This is a genomic window from Kordiimonas lipolytica, assembly GCF_001550065.1.
Genome location: NZ_LRUB01000028.1, coordinates 16108 through 37052, shown reverse-complemented (window position 1 = coordinate 37052; position 20945 = coordinate 16108). Strand labels below are relative to the sequence as shown.

The window sequence follows — 20945 nt, the reverse complement described above, 5'->3', positions numbered from 1 at the left end:
CCCTTTTTGCATATATAGTTCCCAATTATGTCTGATGCGGTAAAATCTGCCGTACAGTAGAGGAAGTGCGCATGCTGAAGAACCTGTTGATTTTCGTGATGATCTCTTGTCTGACAACAAGTGTCCTGGCGGCGAAAACGCCTGAAGAGGAAGCTGCTGAGACCATGCAGGCCGTCGGTTATTATCTGGAAACCTTTGCGTCGTTGGAAGACGAGCAAGCACTGGCAAAGGCCTATTCCGGTATTGCACGCGCCTGGGAACACTTTATTCAGATTGTAGATCCTGGGGAGCCTGCTGTTGGACAGTTCGCTGTCTTGCGTGCTCAGGCTGCAACGGCTGCACGTGACCGCAAGCGAGTTGTTGCCGCTTGGCATGCCGCTATCAAATATAACCAGGGTGTAAACAATGCACAGCGGCTGATGGCGCTGAATGTGCAGGCAGCACATGCGTCTGCAAAGGTTAAGGAATTTGAAGCTGCGCGGCAATTCTTTGCCGCCGCAAGGGCCTATACCTTTACTCGGGGCGACAATGCTGACAGCTCGCGCCTCTTTTTGCGGATTCAGGAACTTAGCCTGCTTGGCGGGTCGATGCGCTGGCGTAACCTGAAGGACGCGCTTGCTGACCTTCGTGTGTTTTCCGAGAAGTTCCCAATGTGGTCATTGTCCCGGCTTGAAGCTGTGTTGTCGGAGACTGAAATTCGGCTCGCATTTCAGCCTGAAGAGGCGGACAAGCGTGCTGACCTCTCGCGCTTGAAGGCGGAGATTACCCTAATCGCCGATGGTTTGGCCGAGCAACTGCCATCAGGCTATCTCTCCCGTGTGAGAGAGGTCTATTACACGCTTGAGGATAACTACCGGCTATAGCGCGGGCTTTTCTTATCCGTTTTTTCAGCTAAATTCATGGGCTTTGTTGGCGGTTCCCCTTGCGACACGTTGCGTGAAAGGGTAACAATCGCGCCGCAAACTATTAATCCTTTCCCATCTTGAGCGATTAAGGAACAGCCCATGAGTGCGATTATCGATATCATTGGCCGCGAAATTCTGGACAGCCGCGGCAATCCAACAGTTGAAGTTGACATCTACCTGGAAGACGGCGGCTTTGGCCGCGCTGCAGTGCCATCAGGCGCATCTACCGGCGCACACGAGGCTGTGGAGCTTCGCGACGGTGGCGGCCGTTACCGTGGTAAGGGCGTTCTGAAGGCTGTTGAAGCCGTTAACGGTGAACTGTTCGATGCTCTCGTGGGCCTTGATAGCGAAGATCAGCTTGCAATCGACCAAGCCATGCGTGACCTGGATGGGACGGAAAACAAAGGCCGCTTGGGTGCAAACGCAATCCTTGGCGTGTCGCTTGCGATCGCCAAAGCCAGTGCAGACAGCCTTGGCCTTCCGCTCTACCGCTACCTTGGCGGTCCTGCCGCCCATATCCTGCCAGTTCCAATGATGAACATCATCAACGGCGGCGAGCATGCCGATAACCCGATCGACGTGCAGGAATTCATGATCATGCCTGTGAATGCCGACAGCGTGACAGACGCCATCCGTATTGGTGCAGAGATATTCCACGAACTGAAGGCAAAGCTGCACGAAGCTGGCCACAATACTGCAGTTGGTGACGAAGGTGGTTTCGCACCCAACCTGAACGGCACTGTTGATGCGCTTGATTTCATCATGAATGCAATTGAGAGCGCAGGCTACAAGCCAGGCGAAGACGTGTATCTTGCCCTGGATGCGGCCTCCACCGAATTTTTCCATGACGGTAAATACATCCTCAAGGGCGAGGGCAAGGAACTGGATAGCGCAGGTCTTGTTGATTATTACGCTGATCTGGTTGCCAAATACCCGATCATCTCCATCGAAGACGGCATGGCCGAAGACGATTGGGACGGCTGGAAAATGCTGACCGACCGTATCGGTGACAAGGTGCAACTGGTTGGTGATGACCTGTTTGTGACCAATCCGGCGCGCCTGGCTGAAGGCATCGAAAAGGGCGTGGCTAACTCGATCCTCGTGAAGGTTAACCAGATCGGTACGCTTGCTGAAACCATGCAGGCAGTTGAGATGGCACATCGCGCACGTTACACCAGCGTGATGTCGCACCGCTCAGGGGAGACCGAAGACGCAACAATCGCTGACCTCGCGGTTGCCATGAACTGCGGCCAGATCAAAACCGGCTCGCTGGCGCGTTCTGACCGGCTCGCAAAATATAATCAGCTCATCCGCATCGAGGAAGAGCTGGGCAGCACAGCTGTGTATGCTGGTCGCGCGATCCTGAAGGGCTAAACAGCCCAAATCATCCAAGCGCCTCTGCCTGAAAAAGACTCGGGTAGGGGCGTTTCTTTACTATCCTGATTCCACTCGAAAAAATCGTATTTTCGGGTGTTTTTTCCCTTGCGTGCCCGATTCGCTTATGAGATGATTCGAATCATGAAGCGAGTCGGAAAAATATCACGTCATTTGAGCCAGGCTTGGTTGGCTGGAGTATGGATCTTTTTGGTCGCATATTTTGCCTATCATGCTTTTCAGGGCGATAACAGTCTGGCTGCTCTCAAGCGCCTGGAGGCGCAGGAGGCAGACCTTACCGTGCTTGCGCAGGACGTTGGGGCTGAGCGCGCCGCGCTTGAGCTTAGCACCTCCCGCTTGAATAACCGTAGCATTGATCCTGACATGCTCGAGGAGCAGGTGCGGCAGCGCCTTGGTTTCACGCATCCGGACGAAGTGGTGGTGTTCCTTTCTGATGCATCGCATTAATTAACTTATTTCCAGTTAATTATTTTTTTTCTATAAAAAACAACAAGTTAAGCCCTATTGCAAATAGCGCAAAACGGGGGTATCCATAGGCCTCACATGCATTGAGTGTCAGGCGTTCCTGCCTGCGACCTTTTTCTGGAAGGCCGAGATGACTACGAAAAAATCCACCACCAAGTCGGGCGCACCTGCGCGCCGTCGCACGACGAAGCCTCAACAATATAAGGCTTCCAACGAAGAACTGCTTGAATTCTATGAGGAAATGCTGCTGATCCGGCGTTTCGAAGAGAAGGCCGGTCAGATGTACGGCATGGGCCTGATCGGCGGTTTCTGTCACCTTTACATCGGCCAGGAAGCGGTTGTTGTTGGGATTCAGACAGCCCTGAAAGAAGGCGACTCAGTTATCACTGGTTACCGTGAGCACGGTCACATGATCGCTGCTGGCGCTGACCCGAAGGCTGTTATGGCTGAACTGACCGGCCGATCCGGCGGTTGTTCGCAAGGCAAGGGCGGCTCGATGCACATGTTTGCGCCTGACCGTGGCTTTTATGGCGGTCACGGCATCGTGGGGGCGCAGGTCTCTCTTGGTACCGGCCTCGGCTTTGCTGCCAAATACCGCAAAACGGATAATGTGTCGGTTGCCTATTTCGGTGATGGCGCAGCCAACCAGGGTCAGGTGTATGAAAGCTTCAATATGGCGCGCATCTGGAACCTGCCGGTGATCTATATCATCGAAAATAACCAGTATGCGATGGGTACCAGCGTGAGCCGTTCTTCTTCAGAAGTAGAGCTTTACCGCCGCGGGGAAAGCTTCCGCATCCCAGGTAAGCAGGTTGACGGCATGAATGTGCTGGAGGTTCGCGCCGCCATGGATGAAGCTGTGAAGCACTGCCGTGCAGGCGAGGGGCCGTTCGTTCTTGAGATGAAGACCTATCGTTATCGCGGGCACTCCATGTCCGACCCGGCGAAGTACCGGTCCAAGGAAGAAGTGCAGAAGATGCGCGCAGAGCATGATGCAATCGATCAGGTGAAGCAGCGCATTCTGGATGCCGGCTTCAAGGATGAAGCAGAGCTCAAGGAAATCGACAAGAAGGTTAAGGCAATTGTGGCTGAAGCCGCGACGTTCGCGCAGGAAAGCCCTGAGCCTGACCTTTCTGAACTCTATACTGATGTGCTGGCGTAAGGGGGAGACACCCGATGGCGATTGAAATTACGATGCCGGCCCTCTCTCCCACCATGGAAAAGGGCACACTGGCGAAATGGCTGGTTAAAGAAGGCGACAAGGTTGAAAGCGGCGACGTAATCGCTGAGATCGAAACCGATAAGGCGACGATGGAAGTCGAATCCGTGGATGACGGCACCGTGGCCAAGATCCTTGTTGCGGAAGGCACAGACGATGTGCCGGTTGGTGAGCTGATTGCAATTTTGGCTGAGGAAGACGAGGACGCGAGTGCGGTTGAAGCGCCAGCGGCTAAGGCTGAGGAGGCACCTGCGGCTCCACCAGCGCCAAAAGAAAATCCAGACGATCAAGTTACGGCGTTTGCCGGTGCTGTGAAATCTTCAGAAGATTTGCGTGATCCCGATGTTCCAGAGGGCACCAAGATGGTGAAACTGACAGTGCGTGAAGCGCTCAGGGATGCCATGGCCGAAGAAATGCGCAAGGACGGAGACGTTTTTGTGATGGGTGAAGAGGTTGCCGAATATCAGGGCGCCTACAAGGTAACTCAGGGCTTGCTGGACGAATTCGGCCCAGAGCGTGTGATCGATACCCCGATTACAGAGCATGGCTTCGCGGGCCTTGGTGCGGGGGCTGCCTTCGCCGGCCTTAAGCCAGTGATTGAGTTCATGACCTTCAACTTCGCCATGCAGGCGATTGACCACATCATCAACTCCGCCGCCAAGACGCGCTATATGTCTGGGGGCTTGGTATCCTGCCCGATTGTGTTCCGCGGGCCAAACGGCGCCGCAAGTCGCGTGGGCGCGCAGCACAGCCAGAACTATGCCGCGTGGTATGCTAACGTACCTGGGCTGAAGGTTGTAGCCCCATATGATTCGGCTGATGCAAAAGGCCTCCTGAAGGCAGCTATCCAAGACCCGAACCCGGTTGTTTTCCTTGAGAACGAGCTGATGTACGGCGAAAGTTTCGAAGTGCCTGATCTGGAAGATTACACCCTGCCTATCGGCAAGGCCCGTGTCTTCCGCGAAGGTACAGACGTGACGATCGTCTCCTACTCCATCACGGTCGGTGAAGCGCTGAAGGCCGCCGACAAGCTGGCGGAAGAGGGCATCAAGGCAGAGGTAATCGACCTCCGGACCATTCGTCCGCTTGATATGGATACGCTGATCGAGAGCGTGAAGAAAACCAATCGCTGCGTGGTGGCGGAAGAAGGCTGGCCGCAGTGTTCTGTGGCCTCTGACGTTTCCGCACAGTTGATGGAGCAAGCCTTTGACTGGCTCGATGCGCCGGTGACACGCGTGAACAGTGCGGACGTGCCGCTGCCTTATGCCAACAACCTGGAAAAGGCTGCGGTTGTCAGCGCGGATGATATCGTCAAAGCCGCCAAAGCGGTCTGCTACGCGGGGTAAAACCGGAGGTTAGATGAGACGAAGAAAATCACGACGCCTTGTGAACCGGTATGGTCTCAAGTCCATGTTTCAGAGTGTTCGAGTGAAACTGGATTATCGGGACCCGACACTGGGTGGTGAACATGGTGATAAATGGGAAGGTAGGATCCTTCTTCTGATCGTTGCGTTTTTCATTTTTGTCTTCTTCGACGTTGCTCTTGAAGAGCTTAGAAAGTTTTTTTGAATAGGGATACTCCCATGGCTATTGAAATTTTTATGCCTGCATTGTCGCCAACCATGGAAAAAGGCACGCTTGCCAAATGGCTGGTGATAGAAGGCGATACAGTGGAATCAGGCGATGTGATCGCAGAAATCGAAACCGATAAGGCGACGATGGAAGTCGAAAGCATTGACGATGGCACTGTAGCGAAAATTCTGGTGGAGGAAGGCACGGACGATGTGCCTGTCGGCAAACTGATTGCGCTTCTGGCTGAAGAAGGTGAAGACGCAAAAGACGTTGAAGTGCCGTCCGACGCGCCAAAAGCTGAAGCTCCACAGCCTGAAGTCAAGGCAGAGGCGGCGTCCGAGGTTGCAGCGAAAAAAGAGGCTGCACCAGTGACTGAAAAGGTAGCTTCAACGCCCGTGAACGGCCAGATTACCGACGCCGACACTAGCGACCGCATCAAGGCCTCACCGCTTGCCAAGCGCATAGCCAAGCAGGAAGGGCTCGACCTTTCAGCTGTTGCTGGTTCAGGCCCGCATGGCCGGATCGTAAAGCGTGACGTTGAAGCTGCACTGGAAGGTGGGGCTGCAGCGATGCCAGCTCCTGCAGCTGCCGCACCAGCCGCCGCAGCGTCTGCTGCACCAGTTGCTGCCGCTGAATACGGCCCTCACGACGATATTCCATACCGGGAAGAGCGCCTGTCGAACATGCGCAAGACCATCGCCAAGCGCCTGACGGAATCCAAAACCACCGTGCCGCATTTCTATCTGACGATTGACTGTGAGATGGACAAGCTGATGGCCCAGCGCAAAGACCTGAATGCCAAACTTGCCGATAGCGGTGTGAAGCTTTCCGTGAATGATTTCATTATCCGGGCTGTTGCGCTTGCGCTCAAGAAAGTGCCTGCCGCCAATGTTCAGTATGCTGGTGACAAGATGTATTGGTATGAGCGTGCGGATATCTCCGTTGCTGTTGCAATTGATGGCGGCTTGGTGACGCCTGTTGTGCGCGGCGCGGACAACATGGGCCTCGCCGAAATCTCGAGCACTGTGAAGGATCTCGCCACACGCGCCCGTGACGGCAAGCTGATGCCAGAGGATTATGCAGGCGGTACATTCTCCATCTCCAACCTCGGGATGTACGGCATCAAGGAATTTGGCGCCGTGATCAACCCGCCACAAGGCGCGATCCTGGCCATTGGTGCTGGGGAACAACGCCCCGTCGTCAAAGATGGCGCGTTGGCAGTTGCTACTGTCATGAGCTGCACAATGTCCTGTGATCACCGTGCAATTGACGGTGCTGTTGGTGCCGAATTCCTTGCAGCCTTCAAGGGTTACATCGAAGACCCGATCACCATGCTGCTATAACGCCGACGGAGAAGTAGAAATGTCTGAGAGTTTTGATCTTGTTGTCGTTGGTGGTGGCCCGGGCGGTTATGTGGCTGCTATTCGTGGCGCGCAGTTGGGCATGAAAGTGGCTTGCGTTGAGCGCGAACACCTTGGCGGTATTTGCCTGAACTGGGGCTGTATCCCAACCAAAGCATTGCTGCGGTCTGCGGAAGTGCTGCACCTTGCAAAACACGGCGCTGATTTTGGCCTGAAGATCGGCCAGATCGACTATGACCTGGAAGCTATCGTCAAGCGAAGCCGGGGTGTTGCCAAGCAGATGAATGGCGGTATCAAGTCGCTGTTGAAGAAAAACAAGGTCACCCACATTGAGGGTGAGGCCAAGATTTCCGGCAAAGGCAAGGTCTCTGTCAAAGGGGCTGACGGCAAGACCACCGAGCTTGCCGGTAAGGATATTATCCTGGCCACCGGCGCACGGGCACGCGAACTGCCGCACCTCAAGGCTGATGGTGAACTGGTATGGACCTACAAGCACGCCCTTGCACCCAATACCATGCCGAAGAAGCTGCTGGTGATTGGGTCCGGTGCGATCGGTATTGAATTTGCCTCCTTCTTTAATGAGTTGGGCTCTGACGTCACTGTTGTCGAGATGATGGATCGCGTACTTCCGGTTGAAGATGCGGATATTTCCAAGTTCGCTGAGAAATCCTTCAAGAAGCAGGGCATGACCATCAAGACGAACGCCTCTGTGACCGAGCTGAAAAAAGGCAAGAGCGATGTCACCTGCGTTGTGGAAACCAAGGGCAAGAAAGAAGAGATCACCGTTGACCGTGTGATCGTGGCCATTGGTATCACCGGCAACGTCGAGAACCTGGGCCTTGAAGAAGTAGGCATCAAGGTGGATCGTGGCCATATCGTGACAGACGAATGGGGCCACACGGGTGTTGAAGGCTTTTGGGCGATTGGCGATGTGGCTGGAGCGCCTTGGCTGGCGCACAAAGCATCCCACGAAGGTATCGTTGCCGTCGAAAAGATTGCAGGCGTCAAGGGTGTCCATCCGATGGACAAGGGCAACATCCCGGGCTGCACCTATTGCCGCCCACAGGTGGCAAGCGTTGGCCTGACAGAAGCCAAGGCCAAGGAAGAAGGCTATGACGTGCGCGTCGGCAACTTCCCCTTCATTGGCAATGGCAAGGCCGTGGCGCTTGGCGAGCCGGAAGGCATGGTAAAAACCGTATTCGACAAGAAAACCGGAGAGCTTCTGGGTGCCCACATGGTCGGCGCCGAGGTGACCGAGATGATCCAGGGCTATGTAGTGGCCCGTACACTTGAAAGCACGGAAGCAGAGCTGATGCACACGGTGTTTCCGCATCCTACGCTTTCCGAGATGATGCATGAAAGCGTGCTGGATGCATACGACAAGGCTATTCACTTCTAGGCGAGCGCATAGCTGATCTGCACAATTTGGTGGATGTCAGCTTCATAAATGCACTATAAGGTCGCCAAAATGGCGGCCTTATGCCGTTTCAATGTTAGCAAAGATGGTGTTTCGAGCATGACGACAGAGCAGAAGACAGCTGGGCAGAAGTCGACCGGGTACCAGCGCAAGCCTGATTGGCTGCGCGTCAAGGCACCAACGAGCAAGCAGGCGATGGAAACCCGCCGCATGATGCGCTCGAAAAACCTGCATACAGTGTGCGAGGAAGCGGCTTGCCCGAACCTGGGCGAATGCTGGCAGCAAAAGCATGCCACCATCATGATTTTAGGCGACACCTGCACCCGCGCCTGTGCTTTCTGTAACGTCAAGACAGGTCGCCCGATGCAGGTTGATCCGCTTGAGCCCATGAATACGGCAGAGGCCTGTGCGGAAATGGGCCTGGAGCACATTGTGATCACGTCTGTGGACCGTGACGATCTTGACGACGGCGGCGCAATGCAGTTTGTCAAAGTTATCCGCGCGATCCGCGACCGCTGCCCGGACACGACGATTGAAATCCTGACGCCAGATTTCCGCAATAAGCCGGGCTCGATTGAAATGGTTGCCGAAGCCAAGCCTGATGTGTTCAACCACAACCTGGAAACTGTACCGCGGAACTATCCAAAAATCCGCCCGGGTGCGCGCTATTATCATTCGCTGCGTCTCCTGGAGTCAGTGAAGAAGGTTGACCCATCCATCTTCACAAAATCCGGTATCATGGTGGGCCTTGGCGAAGAACGCCTGGAAGTGAGTCAGGTGATGGATGATATGCGCATGGCCGATATCGATTTCATGACCATTGGCCAATATCTTCAGCCGACCCCGCGGCATGCAAAAGTGGAGCGTTTTGTCACTCCCGCCGAGTTCAAGGCCTATGAGCGCATGGCCAAGGGCAAGGGCTTCCTGATGATCTCCGCCACGCCGCTGACGCGGTCAAGCTATTTGGCAGGTGACGACTTTGCGAAGCTTAAAGCGGCCCGTGACAAGCAGCTTAAGGCAGCTGAATAGTTGGTTGGCGTTTGTTTTTTGGTGAGGGGGCGTCTCTAGCAGCTTGGATGGCGCAGGGCTTTACGAATGCAGCAATTCAAGTTAGGACAGGCGAGCCTGAAAAGTTGAGTAGCCCTATGCACCATTTTGTTGAGAAGAAAATCCTTCCCTATTCAGACAAGCAGCTATTTGATCTTGTGTCTGATGTTGGGAAATATCCGGAGTTTCTGCCTTGGTGCATGGGTGCGCGGGTCTATAACCGAAAGCCGGATCAGTTTGATGCTGATGTTATTATCGGTTTCAAGATGTTTCGGGAACGCTTTACCTCAAGGGTTACCCTGGTAACCAATCGCAAAGTGGATGTGGATTACATCAAGGGGCCGATGAAGCGGCTTTATAATCACTGGCGTTTTATCCCGCAGGAAAACGGCCACTGTCTGGTAGACTTTGAAGTGGATTTTGAATTTTCCAGCAAGATTCTCAATCAAGTGATAGGCCCTCTTTTCGGCGAGGCTTGTAAGCGCATGATGCACGCGTTTGAAGAGCGTGCAGCCAAGCTTTACGGTCCATTTTTGGAAAATTGACAAGCATTAATTGGTAGGCGCAATTAATCATTGTATAGTTCCCCAAATTAACACGAAGGAGGGACTGATGACGGGATTTATGCACAAGCTTGCTGAGGAGCTGAGGGCGCGCGAACAGTATCTGGAAGAGCATTCCGAGCATCCAATTTTCGACAATGACGAAAACGGCGCCTACAAGCAGGAATATGACAAGCTGGTCAGCGAACTGAAAGCTTTCAGCGACCGGATTGAGCAAGCCCAGGAAAAGGGCGAAGACTTTGACGAGAAGTTCGAGCGGGAAATCAAGGACGAGCATAACCATCTGAAAGTCAAAGTGGAATCCTGGTCCAAAAAGATCGATAGCTAATCCTCTAGCGCTTCAAGAAGCATTTCAAGGGCGGTTTGAACAGTCTGGCGCCGAACCTTCGTGCGCCCGACATCGCCGAATTCGACGCTTTTGGCTGTGGGGGATTCGCCAATTTGGCAAAGCCCAAAGCATACCAGACCAACTGGTTTTTCTGCAGACCCACCGCCGGGGCCTGCAATGCCGGTCACGGACACGCTAACGTCCGCACGGGAGGCGACAATGGCCCCGTAAGCCATCTCTTTTGCCACGGCTTCGGAAACTGCGCCAAAACGTGCCAGGCTTTCGGAGCTCACGTCCAGCATCTGGTTCTTGGCTTCATTCGAATAGGTGATAAAGCCGCGATCGACCACATCTGATGAGCCGGCAATTTCGGTGAGCGCGCCAGCGATCAGGCCGCCGGTGCATGATTCTGCTGTGGCTATCATCTGTCCGCGTGCCCTTGCGGCATCCAGCACTTTTTCTGCCAATGTCAGAATCTGAGGGTCGAACATGCTTATCCAATCATGGGCAGGCACAGCAGAATCAATCCCGCGAGCCATGCAGTTTCCGCAACCATCAGGATGACTGGCTTAAGGCCAACCTGCATAACCTTCCTAAGGTCAGACTTGAGCCCGATGGCAGCGATTGCTGTAATCAGACAAACTCTTGAGAAGGCCGTCAAGTTTTCCGTGACAAGATCGGGCAGAGGCACAAAGCTGTTGATTAGTACGAACAGGACAAAGGCAGCCAGGAACGGCGGCAGGATTGGTGGCTTTTTACCTTCGCTTGGGCTTTTGCGGAACACTAGGATAAACATGAAAACGACCGGCAGCAGCAATGCAACGCGCATTAGTTTCGTCAAGGTGGCCAAGTCACCGGCTTCGGGCGAGATGGAATAGCCCGCCCCGACAACCTGCGCCACATCATGAATTGTTGCGCCAATGAAAATCCCAGCCTCAGCTTCGCTCAGGTCCAAAAAGCCGCTGATCATCGGGTAGATGATCATGGCCAACGTCGACAGTGTGGTTACACCAACCACAGTGAAGATAGTGTCCTGATCCTGCCCTTTGTGCTTTGGCAGGACTGCAGATATCGCGAGGGCCGCCGATGCACCGCAAATCGCCACAGCACCACCGGTCAAGCCGCCGAAACGGTGGCTCATACCCAGGAGCCGAGAGACAACCACACCGAAAAGAATGGTGCTTCCGACGCCAAGGGCAACCATGCTCACTGTGGGCCAGCCAAGCGCCATGACATCGGAAAAGGCAATCCGGAATCCGAGGAGCGCGACACCGATCCGCAGAACTGTAGATCCGGTAAATTCAATGCCGGGGCGAGACTTTGGGTCTTCGAACAGGAAGCTCATGGCCATGCCGAGCAGCAGCGCAAACAGCATCGCTGGGGCGCCGTAATGCTCGCTTAAAAAATTAGCCGCCAGGCCGATGGTCAAGCTTATTATAAATCCGGGAATTTTTGTGGAGAATTGTTCTTTAAAAGTCGAAACCATTAAATCGCCCAGTCTAACAAATCGAGTGTTAGAAGGAGCCATATAACAATTGCTGCCATAATGCCAGCGACCAAATCGTCCACCATGACGCCAAAGCCACCGTCCACATGCCGATCAAGCCAGCCAATGGGCCATGGCTTGATAATGTCGAACAGGCGGAACAGCAGGAACGCGATACCAAACAGGATAGGTGACCCAGTTAGCCCAACAAGCGGGATCAAGGCGATCCACTGGCCAGCAACCTCGTCGATGACAATTTCCGGTGCGTCATGGATGCCAGTGATAGTCTCAATGCTGCCGATCAGTTTGGTGGAGAGCAGAGTGATGCCAATCACCCATGCTGCCATCTCTATCTGGTCGACGCCTGCTTTCAGCATGAAGTATCCGGCGATGACCGCCACAAGTGAACCCCACGTACCAGGAGCAGGTTTGAGCATGCCGGAACCGAAGGCTGTCACCCACCAGAATGAGAAGCTTTTGGTGCGGCCATCCCAGGTGCGAAGCGATACTTTCGCCATCAGTTATCCCCCATCGGCAGGCGCAGGGTGGCCGTTGCCTGTGCGGCTATGCCTTCCTCACGGCCAGTAAAGCCAAGTTTTTCGGTCGTTGTGGCCTGTACACTCACGCGACTTGCGGGAATGGCCAGAAGTTCGGCGATGCGGTCGCGCATGGCGTCCTTGTGTGGCCCGATCTTGGGCTTTTCGCAAACAAGGCAGACACCGACATGGCTAATCTGACCGCCACGCGCCAAGACCCGGTCGCGGGCGAAGGCCAGGAAAACGTCGCTTGGGGCTCCGCGCCACTGATCATCTGACGGTGGGAAATGGGTGCCGATATCGCCGTCACACAGCGCGGCCAGAATGGCGTCTGTCAGCGCATGCAGGCCGACGTCAGCGTCGGAATGGCCCTTCAGGGCTTTGGTGAATGGTAATTTGACGCCGCAGAGCCAGACATGGTCGCCTTCCTCGAAACGGTGTACGTCATACCCGCTACCGGTTCTGATATCGCCCAGGGCCATCATGGTCTGTTGCTCCGCCTTCTTGAAATCATCGGGTGTGGTGAGTTTGAAATTGCCGCTGTCGCCCTTTGATATGGCTACATGGGCGCCAAATGCTTCCATAACGGCCCCATCATCCGTGAGTTCCCGACCTAAAGCAGCCTCGTGCGCCGCAATCAGATTGGCGTAGGGAAACCCTTGCGGTGTCTGGACAGCATAAAGGCCGCTTCGGTCCACAGTATGCTTGATAGTGCCGTCCTGAACCTTCTTTAGCGTGTCGGCCACGGGAACGCCTGGAACCACAGCTTCTGCACCTGCATCCAGTGCCTTGATGACATCCATCACCACCTCGTGGGTCACAAAGGGACGCGCCGCGTCATGCACCAGCACATAGTCTGTGTCCTGTTCAAGCGCCTTCAGCCCGTTAAAGACACTTTCCTGCCGGGTAGCGCCGCCAAAAACCGGCGCAAACAGGTTCAGGCCTGCAGTGGCTTCCTCATAAAGGGCCTTGTCATCCGGATGGATCACGCAGCGAATGTCAAAGCCGGGATCAATCGCAAGAAATGATTCGATGGTGCGTCTGAGCACAGCCTTGCCACCCAGCTTACGATATTGCTTCGGCAGGCCTTCACCGGCCCTGCTGCCACGCCCTGCGGCGACTATCACGATAGAAACTTGCGTCATATGAGGCCTTTCAATCTCGGGCTGGCTTTTTACCAAAACTTCTGGCATAAGCAGTGCCCAATATTTAGGCAGTGCGTATTAGCGTAAGTGTAGGTTTGTAAAATGGCTCTTAACATTGGTCCGGTCGAAATCAAAGACCCTGTGATCCTCGCGCCCATGTCCGGCGTTACCGACTTGCCGTTCCGTCGACTGGTAAAGCGTTACGGAGCAGGCCTTGTTGTGTCTGAAATGATTGCGTCTGAAGCCATGATCCGCGCCAGCGAACGGAGCCAGAAAATGGCTACAAGTTGCGCGGAAGAATTTCCAATGTCAGTCCAGCTTGCAGGCTGTGAGGGCGCGCGCATGGCAGAAGCCGCTAAACTCAATGAAGATCGCGGCGCCGCCATCATCGACATCAACATGGGCTGCCCAGTAAAGAAGGTGGTGAACGGCCACGCCGGTTCCGCCCTGATGCGGGACCTGGATCACGCTGGTGAACTGATCCATGCAACCGTGAACGCGGTGAACCTGCCGGTAACGCTGAAGATGCGCCTTGGCTGGGACGACAGCAGTTTCAACGCGCCTGAGCTTGCGAAAATCGCGCAGGAAGCCGGCGTGAAGATGATCACGGTTCATGGCCGTACGCGCTGCCAGATGTATCGCGGCCATGCTGACTGGAAGAAGGTCGGCATCGTCAAGGAGGCCGTTGACCTCCCAGTAATTGTGAACGGCGACATCAACACATTTGAAGATGTGGACCAGGCGCTGGCCGATTCCGGCGCTGACGGTGTCATGATTGGCCGAGGCACTTACGGGAAGCCATGGCTTGTAGGCCAGGTGATGCATTATCTCCGTACCGGCGAGAAGATTGATGAGCCAGCGCTTGAAGAGCAGCTTCAGCTGGTTCTTGAGCATTATGACGACATCTTGACCCACTATGGTGTCGAAGGGGGCGTGCGCATCGCACGCAAGCATTTGGGATGGTACACAAAAGGGCTTCATAGCTCTGCGGAATTCCGCAACGAGGTGAACCGCATTGAGGAACCTGAAAAGGTAAAGGCAGCTCTCAAGGAATTCTATTTGCCTTTGTGCGAGCAGGCAGCCGCCTGATGACAAGCACGGGGGAGGGCTTGGATCAAGGACCGCTGGCGGAGATTGTCGCCCAGGACATCCTGCACAGCTTGTCGCAGGCCGTGTTTGTGGTCGGGGCCGACGATTGCATCCTGGAGGTTTATGCCCAGGCAGAGGCCATTTTTGAGCGCAGCCGTGAAAGCCTGATTGGCAGCCCGATCAACCATATCCGCGGCATCGGCGGCGAGGCACTTAACATTGTTACCCGGTCGCGTGAGGAAAATACGCCACTCAATAGCTATGACGTTTCCGTGGTGCCTCCCATTGGGGATATTGAACTGATGGACCTGCACGCACACCCCTACGGGACTGAAGGGGTAGTGCTGTTGACCGCGCAACCGCGCAGGATTACCGCCTTTCTGGAAAAACGCGATCATATGGAAGCCGCCGCACGGTCTGTGGGTGGCCTTGCATCTATGCTGGCCCATGAAATCAAGAACCCGCTCTCAGGTATTCGTGGGGCGGCCCAGCTTATGGGGCGGGCGCTTGATGACAAGAATATCAAGCTGACGGAACTGATCTGCAAGGAAGTGGACCGTATCAAAGGCCTGGTGGATGAGCTGGAGACTTTCAGCAACCCATCCCAGGCCGTACTGGAGCCAGTCAATATCCATGAAGTGCTTGATCATGTGCTGAATGTCGCAGTCGCTGGGTTTGGGGCAAAATGTATTTTCAGGCCAAGATTTGACCCATCACTGCCGCCCGTTGCCGGGCTCTATGACCGCTTGGTCCAGATTTTCCTGAACCTGATCAAGAATGCCGTGGAGGCTGCAGGGCCAGAGGCGGACATTACGATCAGCACGTCATACCGGCATGGCATCTGGATTACTGGGCGCTCAGGCGAGCGAATCCGCTTGCCTATCGAGATCGCGATACATGACAGTGGCCCAGGTATTCCCGAGCACCTTAAGGGGCATCTGTTCGATCCTTTTGTCAGTGGCAAGGAAGGCGGTACCGGCCTGGGCCTTGCCCTGGTCGCGCGCTATGTCAGCGAAATGGGTGGCACCGTGACCTGCGATAACCACCCGCACGGCGGTGCGGTATTTAAAATTCAGCTCGCTCTGTATGAGGATGCAAAATAATGGCACAGGCAAAACCGACGATTATCGTCGCCGACGATGACATGACAATCCGCCTCGTGGTGAGCGAGGCGCTGCGCCAGGAAGGTTGGATTGTACTGGAAGCCGAAGATATCCCGGAACTGAAGCGTTTGGTCCTGGGCGGTCAGGGCAATGTTGTTATATCTGATGTTATCATGCCGTCTGGCAGTGGGCTGGATGCCATGCCTGAGTTGATTGAAGCACGCCCGGAACTGCCATTCATTATCATGAGCGCGCAGAACACCCTGTCTACTGCCATGGCCGCGACCGGCAAAGGGGCGTATGAATATCTACCGAAGCCATTTGACATCGACGAGCTAGTTTCCACGGTTAAGAAAGCTCTTAAAGAACGTGGCGCAACTGCATATACTGCAATCGAAAAAGATGACAGCTTGATCATTGGTCGCTCGACTGCGATGCAGGAGATCTACCGTACGATGGCGCGTGTGGTGAACACAGACCTGACGGTGATGGTGACAGGCGAAAGTGGCACAGGCAAGGAGCTTGTTGCACGCGCAATCCATAACCACGGACCGCGGGCGGACAATCCCTTTGTGCCGGTAAATATGGCGGCAATCCCGAAGGAGCTGATTGAAAGTGAGCTTTTCGGCCACGAACGTGGGGCCTTTACGGGAGCAGAGACACGCACGTTGGGCCGTTTCGGCCAGGCAAAGGGCGGAACGCTGTTCCTTGACGAGATTGGTGATATGCCGCTTGAGGCCCAGACGCGGCTTTTGCGCGTGCTGCAGGAAGGCGAATACCGGACGGTAGGTGGCCAGGCCAGCATCAAGGCAAACGTACGTATAGTAGCGGCAACCAACCGTAATCTAAGGAATATGGTGCGCTCCGGCGACTTCCGGGAAGACCTGTTCTTCCGCCTTAACGTAGTCCCCCTTAACCTGCCGCCGCTTCGTGACAGGGCTGACGATATCCCTGATTTGGCCGAACATTTCCTCCGAAAAGCCGCAGACAATGGCTTGCCGCTCAAAAAACTAACAGAGGGCGCCAAGAAGGTCCTGAAGTCGTTTGACTGGCCTGGCAACGTGCGTGAGCTGGAAAACCTGCTGCACCGGATTTGCGCCCTTTACCCAGGAAATGAAATTTCCGGCACGATCATCCAGAGCGAGTTTGAACGCTCGACCTCCGAGTTGGCCGGTGCCCCAATGGGGATGATGGCCAATATCAGCGGGGGAAACCTGTCGCAGACTGTTCGCCAGCATCTGGATCAGTATTTCGATTACCATGACGACGACCTGCCGCCCGCCGGGCTCTACCAGCGCATTTTGCGGGAGGTGGAACGGCCCCTCATCCAGAAAGTTCTGGCTGTCACGCAGGGGAATCAGGTGAAAGCTGCAGAGCTTCTGGGCCTGAACCGCAATACGCTTCGAAAAAAGATCCGGGAATTGGACATCTCCATGCCGGCCAAAGGCAGCTAGGCTCTTCGAGTTCAGTGCTTTTTTGATTTCTGTGTGTGATATTTCTGGAACAATAGTGGCAAATATGCATCATGGGCGCTATGTCTAAGATCAGTTCGCCAGATGCGCCAAAAATACCGAAGCTGCCCAACCGTCGTTGGGCCCGCTTTATGCTTTGGGCCCGTCGTTTCAATCTGGGCGGTCGGATCGAGATTCTTCTTTCCATCCTGGCGGTGATTGCGGCGATCGCAACCTATATCACCATGTCTCGCAAGTCAGCGCCGTTCGAAGTGACGTCAGGCCGGACGATGCGCGTGCTTCTGGCAATCAATCTGGCGCTTCTGATGGCACTTGGTGTATCGATCGGGCGCTGGTTTGTGCGTATTTGGAGCGCCAAGAAGGGTAAGGCTGCAGGCTCGCGGCTGCAGACCAAAATGACTGGCTTCTTCATTGCCATTGCTATCATTCCGCCAATCATCATGACGGTTTTCTCAGCCTTGTTTCTTGAATTTGGCATTCAAGGCTGGTTCAGCGAAAAGGTGCGCTCCACCATCAACAATTCGCTTGAGGTTGCTGAAGCCTATATGGTCGAACACCGCGCGACGATCGAGAAGGATATGCAAGCCATTGCGCTTGCTTTCAACCGAATGACCCCGTTGCAGCAGGCTGATCAATTGGCGCTTAGGCAGGTGGCATACGGTGCATTGAATACCAGGCTCCTTTCTGAAGTCTTGGTTATTGAGTACAGCGATACCGATACAGAAGGCGCCGTTTTGGCCCGTGCCAGTCAGGGGCTTGAGTTGGCAACGATCCGCCTAAAGGATGATATGATCGCCAGGGTTCGACATGATGGCATGTTTGTCGCCTCCAACCGTGCGGACAACACAGTAGTTGGGATGATCCGGCTGACTTCCTTTTTCAAGCCGACCTATCTTTATGTGGCGCGGGACCTGAACCCCCAGGTTCTGGCGTATCTGGAAGCGACCCGAAGTGCAGTGGCCGACTATGAAAACCTCGAGGGGCAGCGCAGCGACATTCAGTTGCAGTTCAATGTTGTTTTCATCATCGTTGCACTTCTGATACTCCTTGCTGCCATATGGGTTGGCCTTTGGTTTTCAAGTCGACTTGTCACCCCGCTTTCCAACCTGGTGGATGCAGCAGAGCGGGTAGGTAAAGGCGAATTGGACGCCAGGGTGCCCAGCGTTCCTACCAGTGATGAAGTCGGCACCCTTAGTCGCGCCTTCAACCGCATGACAGACCAGCTGGCAAAGCAACAAGACGCGTTGCTTGTTGCCAACCAGGAACTGGACGAACGCCGGCGCTTCCTTGAAGAGGTGCTGGAAGGTGTATCCGCAGGCGTCATAGGCATGCAGCAGGACGGGACCATCTTCCTGCCAAACCGGTCTGCTTCCAGCCTTCTGGGGCGCACCCACGACGAGTTGGTCGGGGAACGCTTGCATGATGTTGTGCCTGAGTTTCGTGAGCTGCTGGCGCAGGCTGAGGGTTCAAATGCCGGTGAGGCCAAGGGCCAGGTACAGGTGGAGGTTGGGGAAGAGGGGCGGACACTTCTGGTTCGCGTGTTTGTCGAAAAATCCGAAAATGACAATATCGCCGGCTACGTGGTGACGTTTGACGATCTGACTGAACAGTTGGCAGACCAACGGACGGCAGCTTGGGCTGATGTGGCGCGCCGGATCGCCCATGAAATCAAGAATCCGCTGACGCCGATCCAGCTTTCGGCCGAGCGCTTGAGGCGTAAATACACAAAGGAAATCACCACTGACGTAAAGGTGTTTTCCCAGTGTACAGATACTATTATCCGTCAAGTCGGAGACCTGCGCCGAATGGTGGATGAATTCTCATCTTTTGCTCGCATGCCGGCTCCAATTTTCAAGGAAAATGACTTGGTGGATGTTGTGAAACAGGCCGTGTTCTTGCAGGACGTGGCTGCGGCCAAGATTCAATTTACGACAGACCTTCCGAAAGATAGCCGGCTGTTGCCATGTGATGGACGACTGATCGGGCAAGCGCTGACAAACATCCTCAAGAATGCATCTGAGTCGGTTCAGGCAAGGACGGCCACTGATATGCAGAATATCAACGATACCGTTGAGCCGGGTTTGATCAAGGTGACCATGACACAAGATGACGACCGGACTGAAATCAGGGTCGACGACAATGGCCTTGGCCTGCCACAGGAGCAAAAAAACCGCCTAATGGAGCCGTATGTGACGACGCGCGCGAAAGGGACAGGCCTTGGGCTTGCCATAGTGCGCCGCATCGTTGAGGAGCATGGCGGGACCGTTAAGATTGTGGACAGGAAACCAGTTGGCGCACGGGCCATTTTGACATTCTCACACGCAGCGCTGCATCAGCGTGCTGAAACAACCCATTCGAATGAAACCAAGCAGCAGCTTGCGCTGAAAAACAGCGCAAGCGCGGCAGAGTGACAACCAGGGAGTAAGCCCAAAGATGGCTCTTGATATCCTTATCATCGACGACGAAGAAGATATCCGTGAACTGATTTCCGGTATTCTGGAAGATGAGGGCTACAACACGCGTACAGCCCGAGACAGTGATACTGGCCTCGCTGAAATTGAAGCGCGCCTACCATCATTGATGGTTCTGGATATCTGGCTGCAAGGCAGCAAACTTGACGGCCTTGAGATATTAGAGCTCGTGAAATCCCGTCATCGGGAGTTGCCGGTGGTTGTCATCAGCGGACATGGGAACATTGAAACAGCAGTCGCCGCGATCAAGAAGGGGGCTTACGACTTCATAGAAAAGCCTTTCGAGGCGGACCATTTGCTGCTGACTGTACAACGTGCGACCGAAGCGGAGCGCCTTCGTCGCGAGAATGAAGAGCTGAAAAAGCGATCTGTCTTCACGGTTGATATCACTGGAAAGTCAAATGCTATCAATGGTTTGCGCCAGAGTATTGAGAAGGTCGCTGCTACCAACAGCCGCGTATTGATTCATGGCCCATCGGGTTCCGGCAAGGAAGTCGCAGCGCGGCAGATTCATAACCGGTCGCACCGTGTTGGCAGTTCGTTTGTTGTTGTAAGTGCAGCTTCTATGGAGCCGCACCGCATGGAACAGGAGCTGTTCGGTGTCGAACAAAACGGTGGAGTTGTGAAGACCGGCCTTTTTGAGCGCGCGCACGGCGGTACGCTTTTCATAGATGAAGTGGGCGATATGCCGCTGCCCACACAAGCAAAAATTCTTCGGGTTCTGACAGATCAAGCCTTTGAGAGAGTTGGCGGCAATACAGGCGTAAAGGTTGATGTGCGCGTGATCTCCGCGACCAGCAAGGATCTCGTTTCAGAGATCGCCGAAGGCCGTTTTCGCGAAGATCTGTTTCACCGGCTGAATGTCGTGCCCCTGAAAATGGCCGCACTTTCAGAGCGACGCGAGGACATACCGGTCTTGGCTCAGAGTTTTCTTGATGCCCTTGCCGAAGCAACGGGGCGGCCAAAGGTATATCTGGCGGATGATGCGGTCGCCGCGTTGCAGTCCTATGACTGGCCGGGTAATGTCCGCCAGTTGAAGAATATCATGGAACGGGTCGTGATTATGGGCTCTGACGAGCTGGACGGGGAAATTACAGCCGACCAGTTGCCACCAGAAATTCAAAGCGGCTCGGGTGACTTGTTGCACTCTGGTAGTAATGGGGCCATTATGACGACGCCGCTGAGGGAGGCCAGAGAGGCCTTTGAGCGGGAATATCTGAAGGTTCAGATAAACCGGTTCAGTGGAAATATATCACGGACGGCCGCTTTCATAGGTATGGAGCGTTCCGCCCTGCATAGAAAACTGAAGTCACTGGGCCTGACCGGTTCTGCCAGAAACGGCGACGGTTCTGATAGTTAATCCAGCGACCA

At 54.7% G+C, this 20945-nt stretch carries 19 protein-coding genes; 15 read left to right on the top strand and 4 right to left on the bottom strand.

The annotated features are described in order from the left end of the window. The first annotated feature begins 71 nt into the window (after nucleotides 1–71). From KORM41_RS13955 to KORM41_RS13905, 10 genes are all read left to right on the top strand, one after another. The gene (locus KORM41_RS13955) at nucleotides 72–863 is read left to right on the top strand and encodes a hypothetical protein (protein WP_068149254.1); all 792 of its coding nucleotides are present in this window, start codon (nucleotides 72–74) and stop codon (nucleotides 861–863) included. 141 nt (nucleotides 864–1004) lie between these two features. Next, a complete protein-coding gene (gene eno / locus KORM41_RS13950) occupies nucleotides 1005–2279 on the top strand; it encodes a phosphopyruvate hydratase (protein WP_068149252.1) in 1275 nt (424 codons plus the stop codon). Nucleotides 2280–2489: 210 nt separating this feature from the next. Further along, nucleotides 2490–2747 (top strand): FtsB family cell division protein, encoded by a 258-nt coding sequence (locus tag KORM41_RS13945; RefSeq protein ID WP_068149248.1) that lies wholly within the window; start codon nucleotides 2490–2492, stop codon nucleotides 2745–2747. 148 nt (nucleotides 2748–2895) lie between these two features. Then, nucleotides 2896–3927 (top strand): pyruvate dehydrogenase (acetyl-transferring) E1 component subunit alpha, encoded by a 1032-nt coding sequence (gene pdhA / locus KORM41_RS13940; protein WP_068149244.1) that lies wholly within the window; start codon nucleotides 2896–2898, stop codon nucleotides 3925–3927. Between the two features lie 14 nt (nucleotides 3928–3941). After that, the gene (locus KORM41_RS13935; protein ID WP_068149242.1) at nucleotides 3942–5330 is read left to right on the top strand and encodes a pyruvate dehydrogenase complex E1 component subunit beta; all 1389 of its coding nucleotides are present in this window, start codon (nucleotides 3942–3944) and stop codon (nucleotides 5328–5330) included. 237 nt (nucleotides 5331–5567) lie between these two features. Next, nucleotides 5568–6899, top strand: a complete 1332-nt coding sequence (locus KORM41_RS13925; protein WP_068149237.1) for a pyruvate dehydrogenase complex dihydrolipoamide acetyltransferase — start codon at nucleotides 5568–5570, stop codon at nucleotides 6897–6899. Nucleotides 6900–6918: 19 nt separating this feature from the next. Then, on the top strand, nucleotides 6919–8316 hold the full coding sequence (gene lpdA, locus KORM41_RS13920; protein WP_068149234.1) for a dihydrolipoyl dehydrogenase: 1398 nt from the start codon (nucleotides 6919–6921) through the stop codon (nucleotides 8314–8316). Between the two features lie 117 nt (nucleotides 8317–8433). Next, the gene (lipA, locus tag KORM41_RS13915) at nucleotides 8434–9363 is read left to right on the top strand and encodes a lipoyl synthase (protein WP_068149536.1); all 930 of its coding nucleotides are present in this window, start codon (nucleotides 8434–8436) and stop codon (nucleotides 9361–9363) included. A 116-nt stretch (nucleotides 9364–9479) separates the two neighbouring features. Then, the gene (locus KORM41_RS13910) at nucleotides 9480–9926 is read left to right on the top strand and encodes a type II toxin-antitoxin system RatA family toxin (RefSeq protein ID WP_068149232.1); all 447 of its coding nucleotides are present in this window, start codon (nucleotides 9480–9482) and stop codon (nucleotides 9924–9926) included. A 67-nt stretch (nucleotides 9927–9993) separates the two neighbouring features. Beyond that, nucleotides 9994–10272, top strand: coding sequence for a hypothetical protein (locus KORM41_RS13905; protein WP_068149230.1), 279 nt, complete (start codon nucleotides 9994–9996; stop codon nucleotides 10270–10272). Here KORM41_RS13905 and KORM41_RS13900 read toward each other — a convergent pair. Genes KORM41_RS13900 through KORM41_RS13885 form a run of 4 tightly spaced genes read right to left on the bottom strand, consistent with a single transcriptional unit; the run spans nucleotide 10269 to nucleotide 13439 of the window. Continuing rightward, a complete protein-coding gene (locus KORM41_RS13900) occupies nucleotides 10269–10769 on the bottom strand; it encodes a CinA family protein (protein WP_068149533.1) in 501 nt (166 codons plus the stop codon). The two genes, KORM41_RS13905 and KORM41_RS13900, sit on opposite strands and share 4 nt — an antisense overlap. Further along, the gene (locus KORM41_RS13895; protein ID WP_068149224.1) at nucleotides 10766–11758 is read right to left on the bottom strand and encodes a YeiH family protein; all 993 of its coding nucleotides are present in this window, start codon (nucleotides 11756–11758) and stop codon (nucleotides 10766–10768) included. The genes KORM41_RS13900 and KORM41_RS13895 overlap by 4 nt, the downstream gene beginning before the upstream one ends. Further along, entirely contained in the window at nucleotides 11758–12276 is a 519-nt protein-coding gene (locus KORM41_RS13890) for a phosphatidylglycerophosphatase A family protein (protein WP_068149222.1), read from the bottom strand. Before KORM41_RS13890 ends, KORM41_RS13895 begins: the two co-directional genes overlap by 1 nt. Next, nucleotides 12276–13439 (bottom strand): bifunctional 2-C-methyl-D-erythritol 4-phosphate cytidylyltransferase/2-C-methyl-D-erythritol 2,4-cyclodiphosphate synthase, encoded by a 1164-nt coding sequence (locus tag KORM41_RS13885; protein WP_068149531.1) that lies wholly within the window; start codon nucleotides 13437–13439, stop codon nucleotides 12276–12278. The genes KORM41_RS13890 and KORM41_RS13885 overlap by 1 nt, the downstream gene beginning before the upstream one ends. A gap of 102 nt (nucleotides 13440–13541) precedes the next feature. On the opposite strand from KORM41_RS13885, the gene dusB reads away from it, so the two are divergent. From dusB to ntrX, 5 genes are all read left to right on the top strand, one after another. After that, complete coding sequence (gene dusB, locus KORM41_RS13880; RefSeq protein WP_068149221.1) at nucleotides 13542–14528, top strand: tRNA dihydrouridine synthase DusB; 987 nt, start codon at nucleotides 13542–13544, stop codon at nucleotides 14526–14528. 20 nt (nucleotides 14529–14548) lie between these two features. Next, nucleotides 14549–15631, top strand: a complete 1083-nt coding sequence (locus KORM41_RS13875) for a two-component system sensor histidine kinase NtrB (RefSeq protein WP_197421167.1) — start codon at nucleotides 14549–14551, stop codon at nucleotides 15629–15631. Continuing rightward, the gene (ntrC, locus tag KORM41_RS13870) at nucleotides 15631–17085 is read left to right on the top strand and encodes a nitrogen regulation protein NR(I) (protein WP_068149216.1); all 1455 of its coding nucleotides are present in this window, start codon (nucleotides 15631–15633) and stop codon (nucleotides 17083–17085) included. The genes KORM41_RS13875 and ntrC overlap by 1 nt, the downstream gene beginning before the upstream one ends. 80 nt (nucleotides 17086–17165) lie before the next feature. After that, entirely contained in the window at nucleotides 17166–19514 is a 2349-nt protein-coding gene (locus KORM41_RS13865) for a sensor histidine kinase NtrY-like (RefSeq protein ID WP_197421165.1), read from the top strand. A gap of 22 nt (nucleotides 19515–19536) precedes the next feature. Continuing rightward, nucleotides 19537–20934: a nitrogen assimilation response regulator NtrX gene (gene ntrX / locus KORM41_RS13860; RefSeq protein WP_068149208.1), complete on the top strand. Its 1398-nt coding sequence runs from the start codon at nucleotides 19537–19539 to the stop codon at nucleotides 20932–20934. Nucleotides 20935–20945: the final 11 nt, after the last annotated feature.

Bases quoted from the DNA above. Each gene is read 5' to 3' on its own strand.
- KORM41_RS13895 (WP_068149224.1), bottom strand. From the start codon at position 11,758: ATGGTTTCGACTTTTAAAGAACAATTCTCCACAAAAATTCCCGGATTT.
- KORM41_RS13890 (WP_068149222.1), bottom strand. From the start codon at position 12,276: ATGGCGAAAGTATCGCTTCGCACCTGGGATGGCCGCACCAAAAGCTTC.
- KORM41_RS13955 (WP_068149254.1), top strand. From the start codon at position 72: ATGCTGAAGAACCTGTTGATTTTCGTGATGATCTCTTGTCTGACAACA.
- eno (WP_068149252.1), top strand. From the start codon at position 1,005: ATGAGTGCGATTATCGATATCATTGGCCGCGAAATTCTGGACAGCCGC.
- pdhA (WP_068149244.1), top strand. From the start codon at position 2,896: ATGACTACGAAAAAATCCACCACCAAGTCGGGCGCACCTGCGCGCCGT.
- KORM41_RS13905 (WP_068149230.1), top strand. From the start codon at position 9,994: ATGACGGGATTTATGCACAAGCTTGCTGAGGAGCTGAGGGCGCGCGAA.
- ntrX (WP_068149208.1), top strand. From the start codon at position 19,537: ATGGCTCTTGATATCCTTATCATCGACGACGAAGAAGATATCCGTGAA.
- KORM41_RS13865 (WP_197421165.1), top strand. From the start codon at position 17,166: ATGTCTAAGATCAGTTCGCCAGATGCGCCAAAAATACCGAAGCTGCCC.
- KORM41_RS13935 (WP_068149242.1), top strand. From the start codon at position 3,942: ATGGCGATTGAAATTACGATGCCGGCCCTCTCTCCCACCATGGAAAAG.
- KORM41_RS13910 (WP_068149232.1), top strand. From the start codon at position 9,480: ATGCACCATTTTGTTGAGAAGAAAATCCTTCCCTATTCAGACAAGCAG.
- KORM41_RS13885 (WP_068149531.1), bottom strand. From the start codon at position 13,439: ATGACGCAAGTTTCTATCGTGATAGTCGCCGCAGGGCGTGGCAGCAGG.
- lipA (WP_068149536.1), top strand. From the start codon at position 8,434: ATGACGACAGAGCAGAAGACAGCTGGGCAGAAGTCGACCGGGTACCAG.
- KORM41_RS13925 (WP_068149237.1), top strand. From the start codon at position 5,568: ATGGCTATTGAAATTTTTATGCCTGCATTGTCGCCAACCATGGAAAAA.
- dusB (WP_068149221.1), top strand. From the start codon at position 13,542: ATGGCTCTTAACATTGGTCCGGTCGAAATCAAAGACCCTGTGATCCTC.
- ntrC (WP_068149216.1), top strand. From the start codon at position 15,631: ATGGCACAGGCAAAACCGACGATTATCGTCGCCGACGATGACATGACA.
- lpdA (WP_068149234.1), top strand. From the start codon at position 6,919: ATGTCTGAGAGTTTTGATCTTGTTGTCGTTGGTGGTGGCCCGGGCGGT.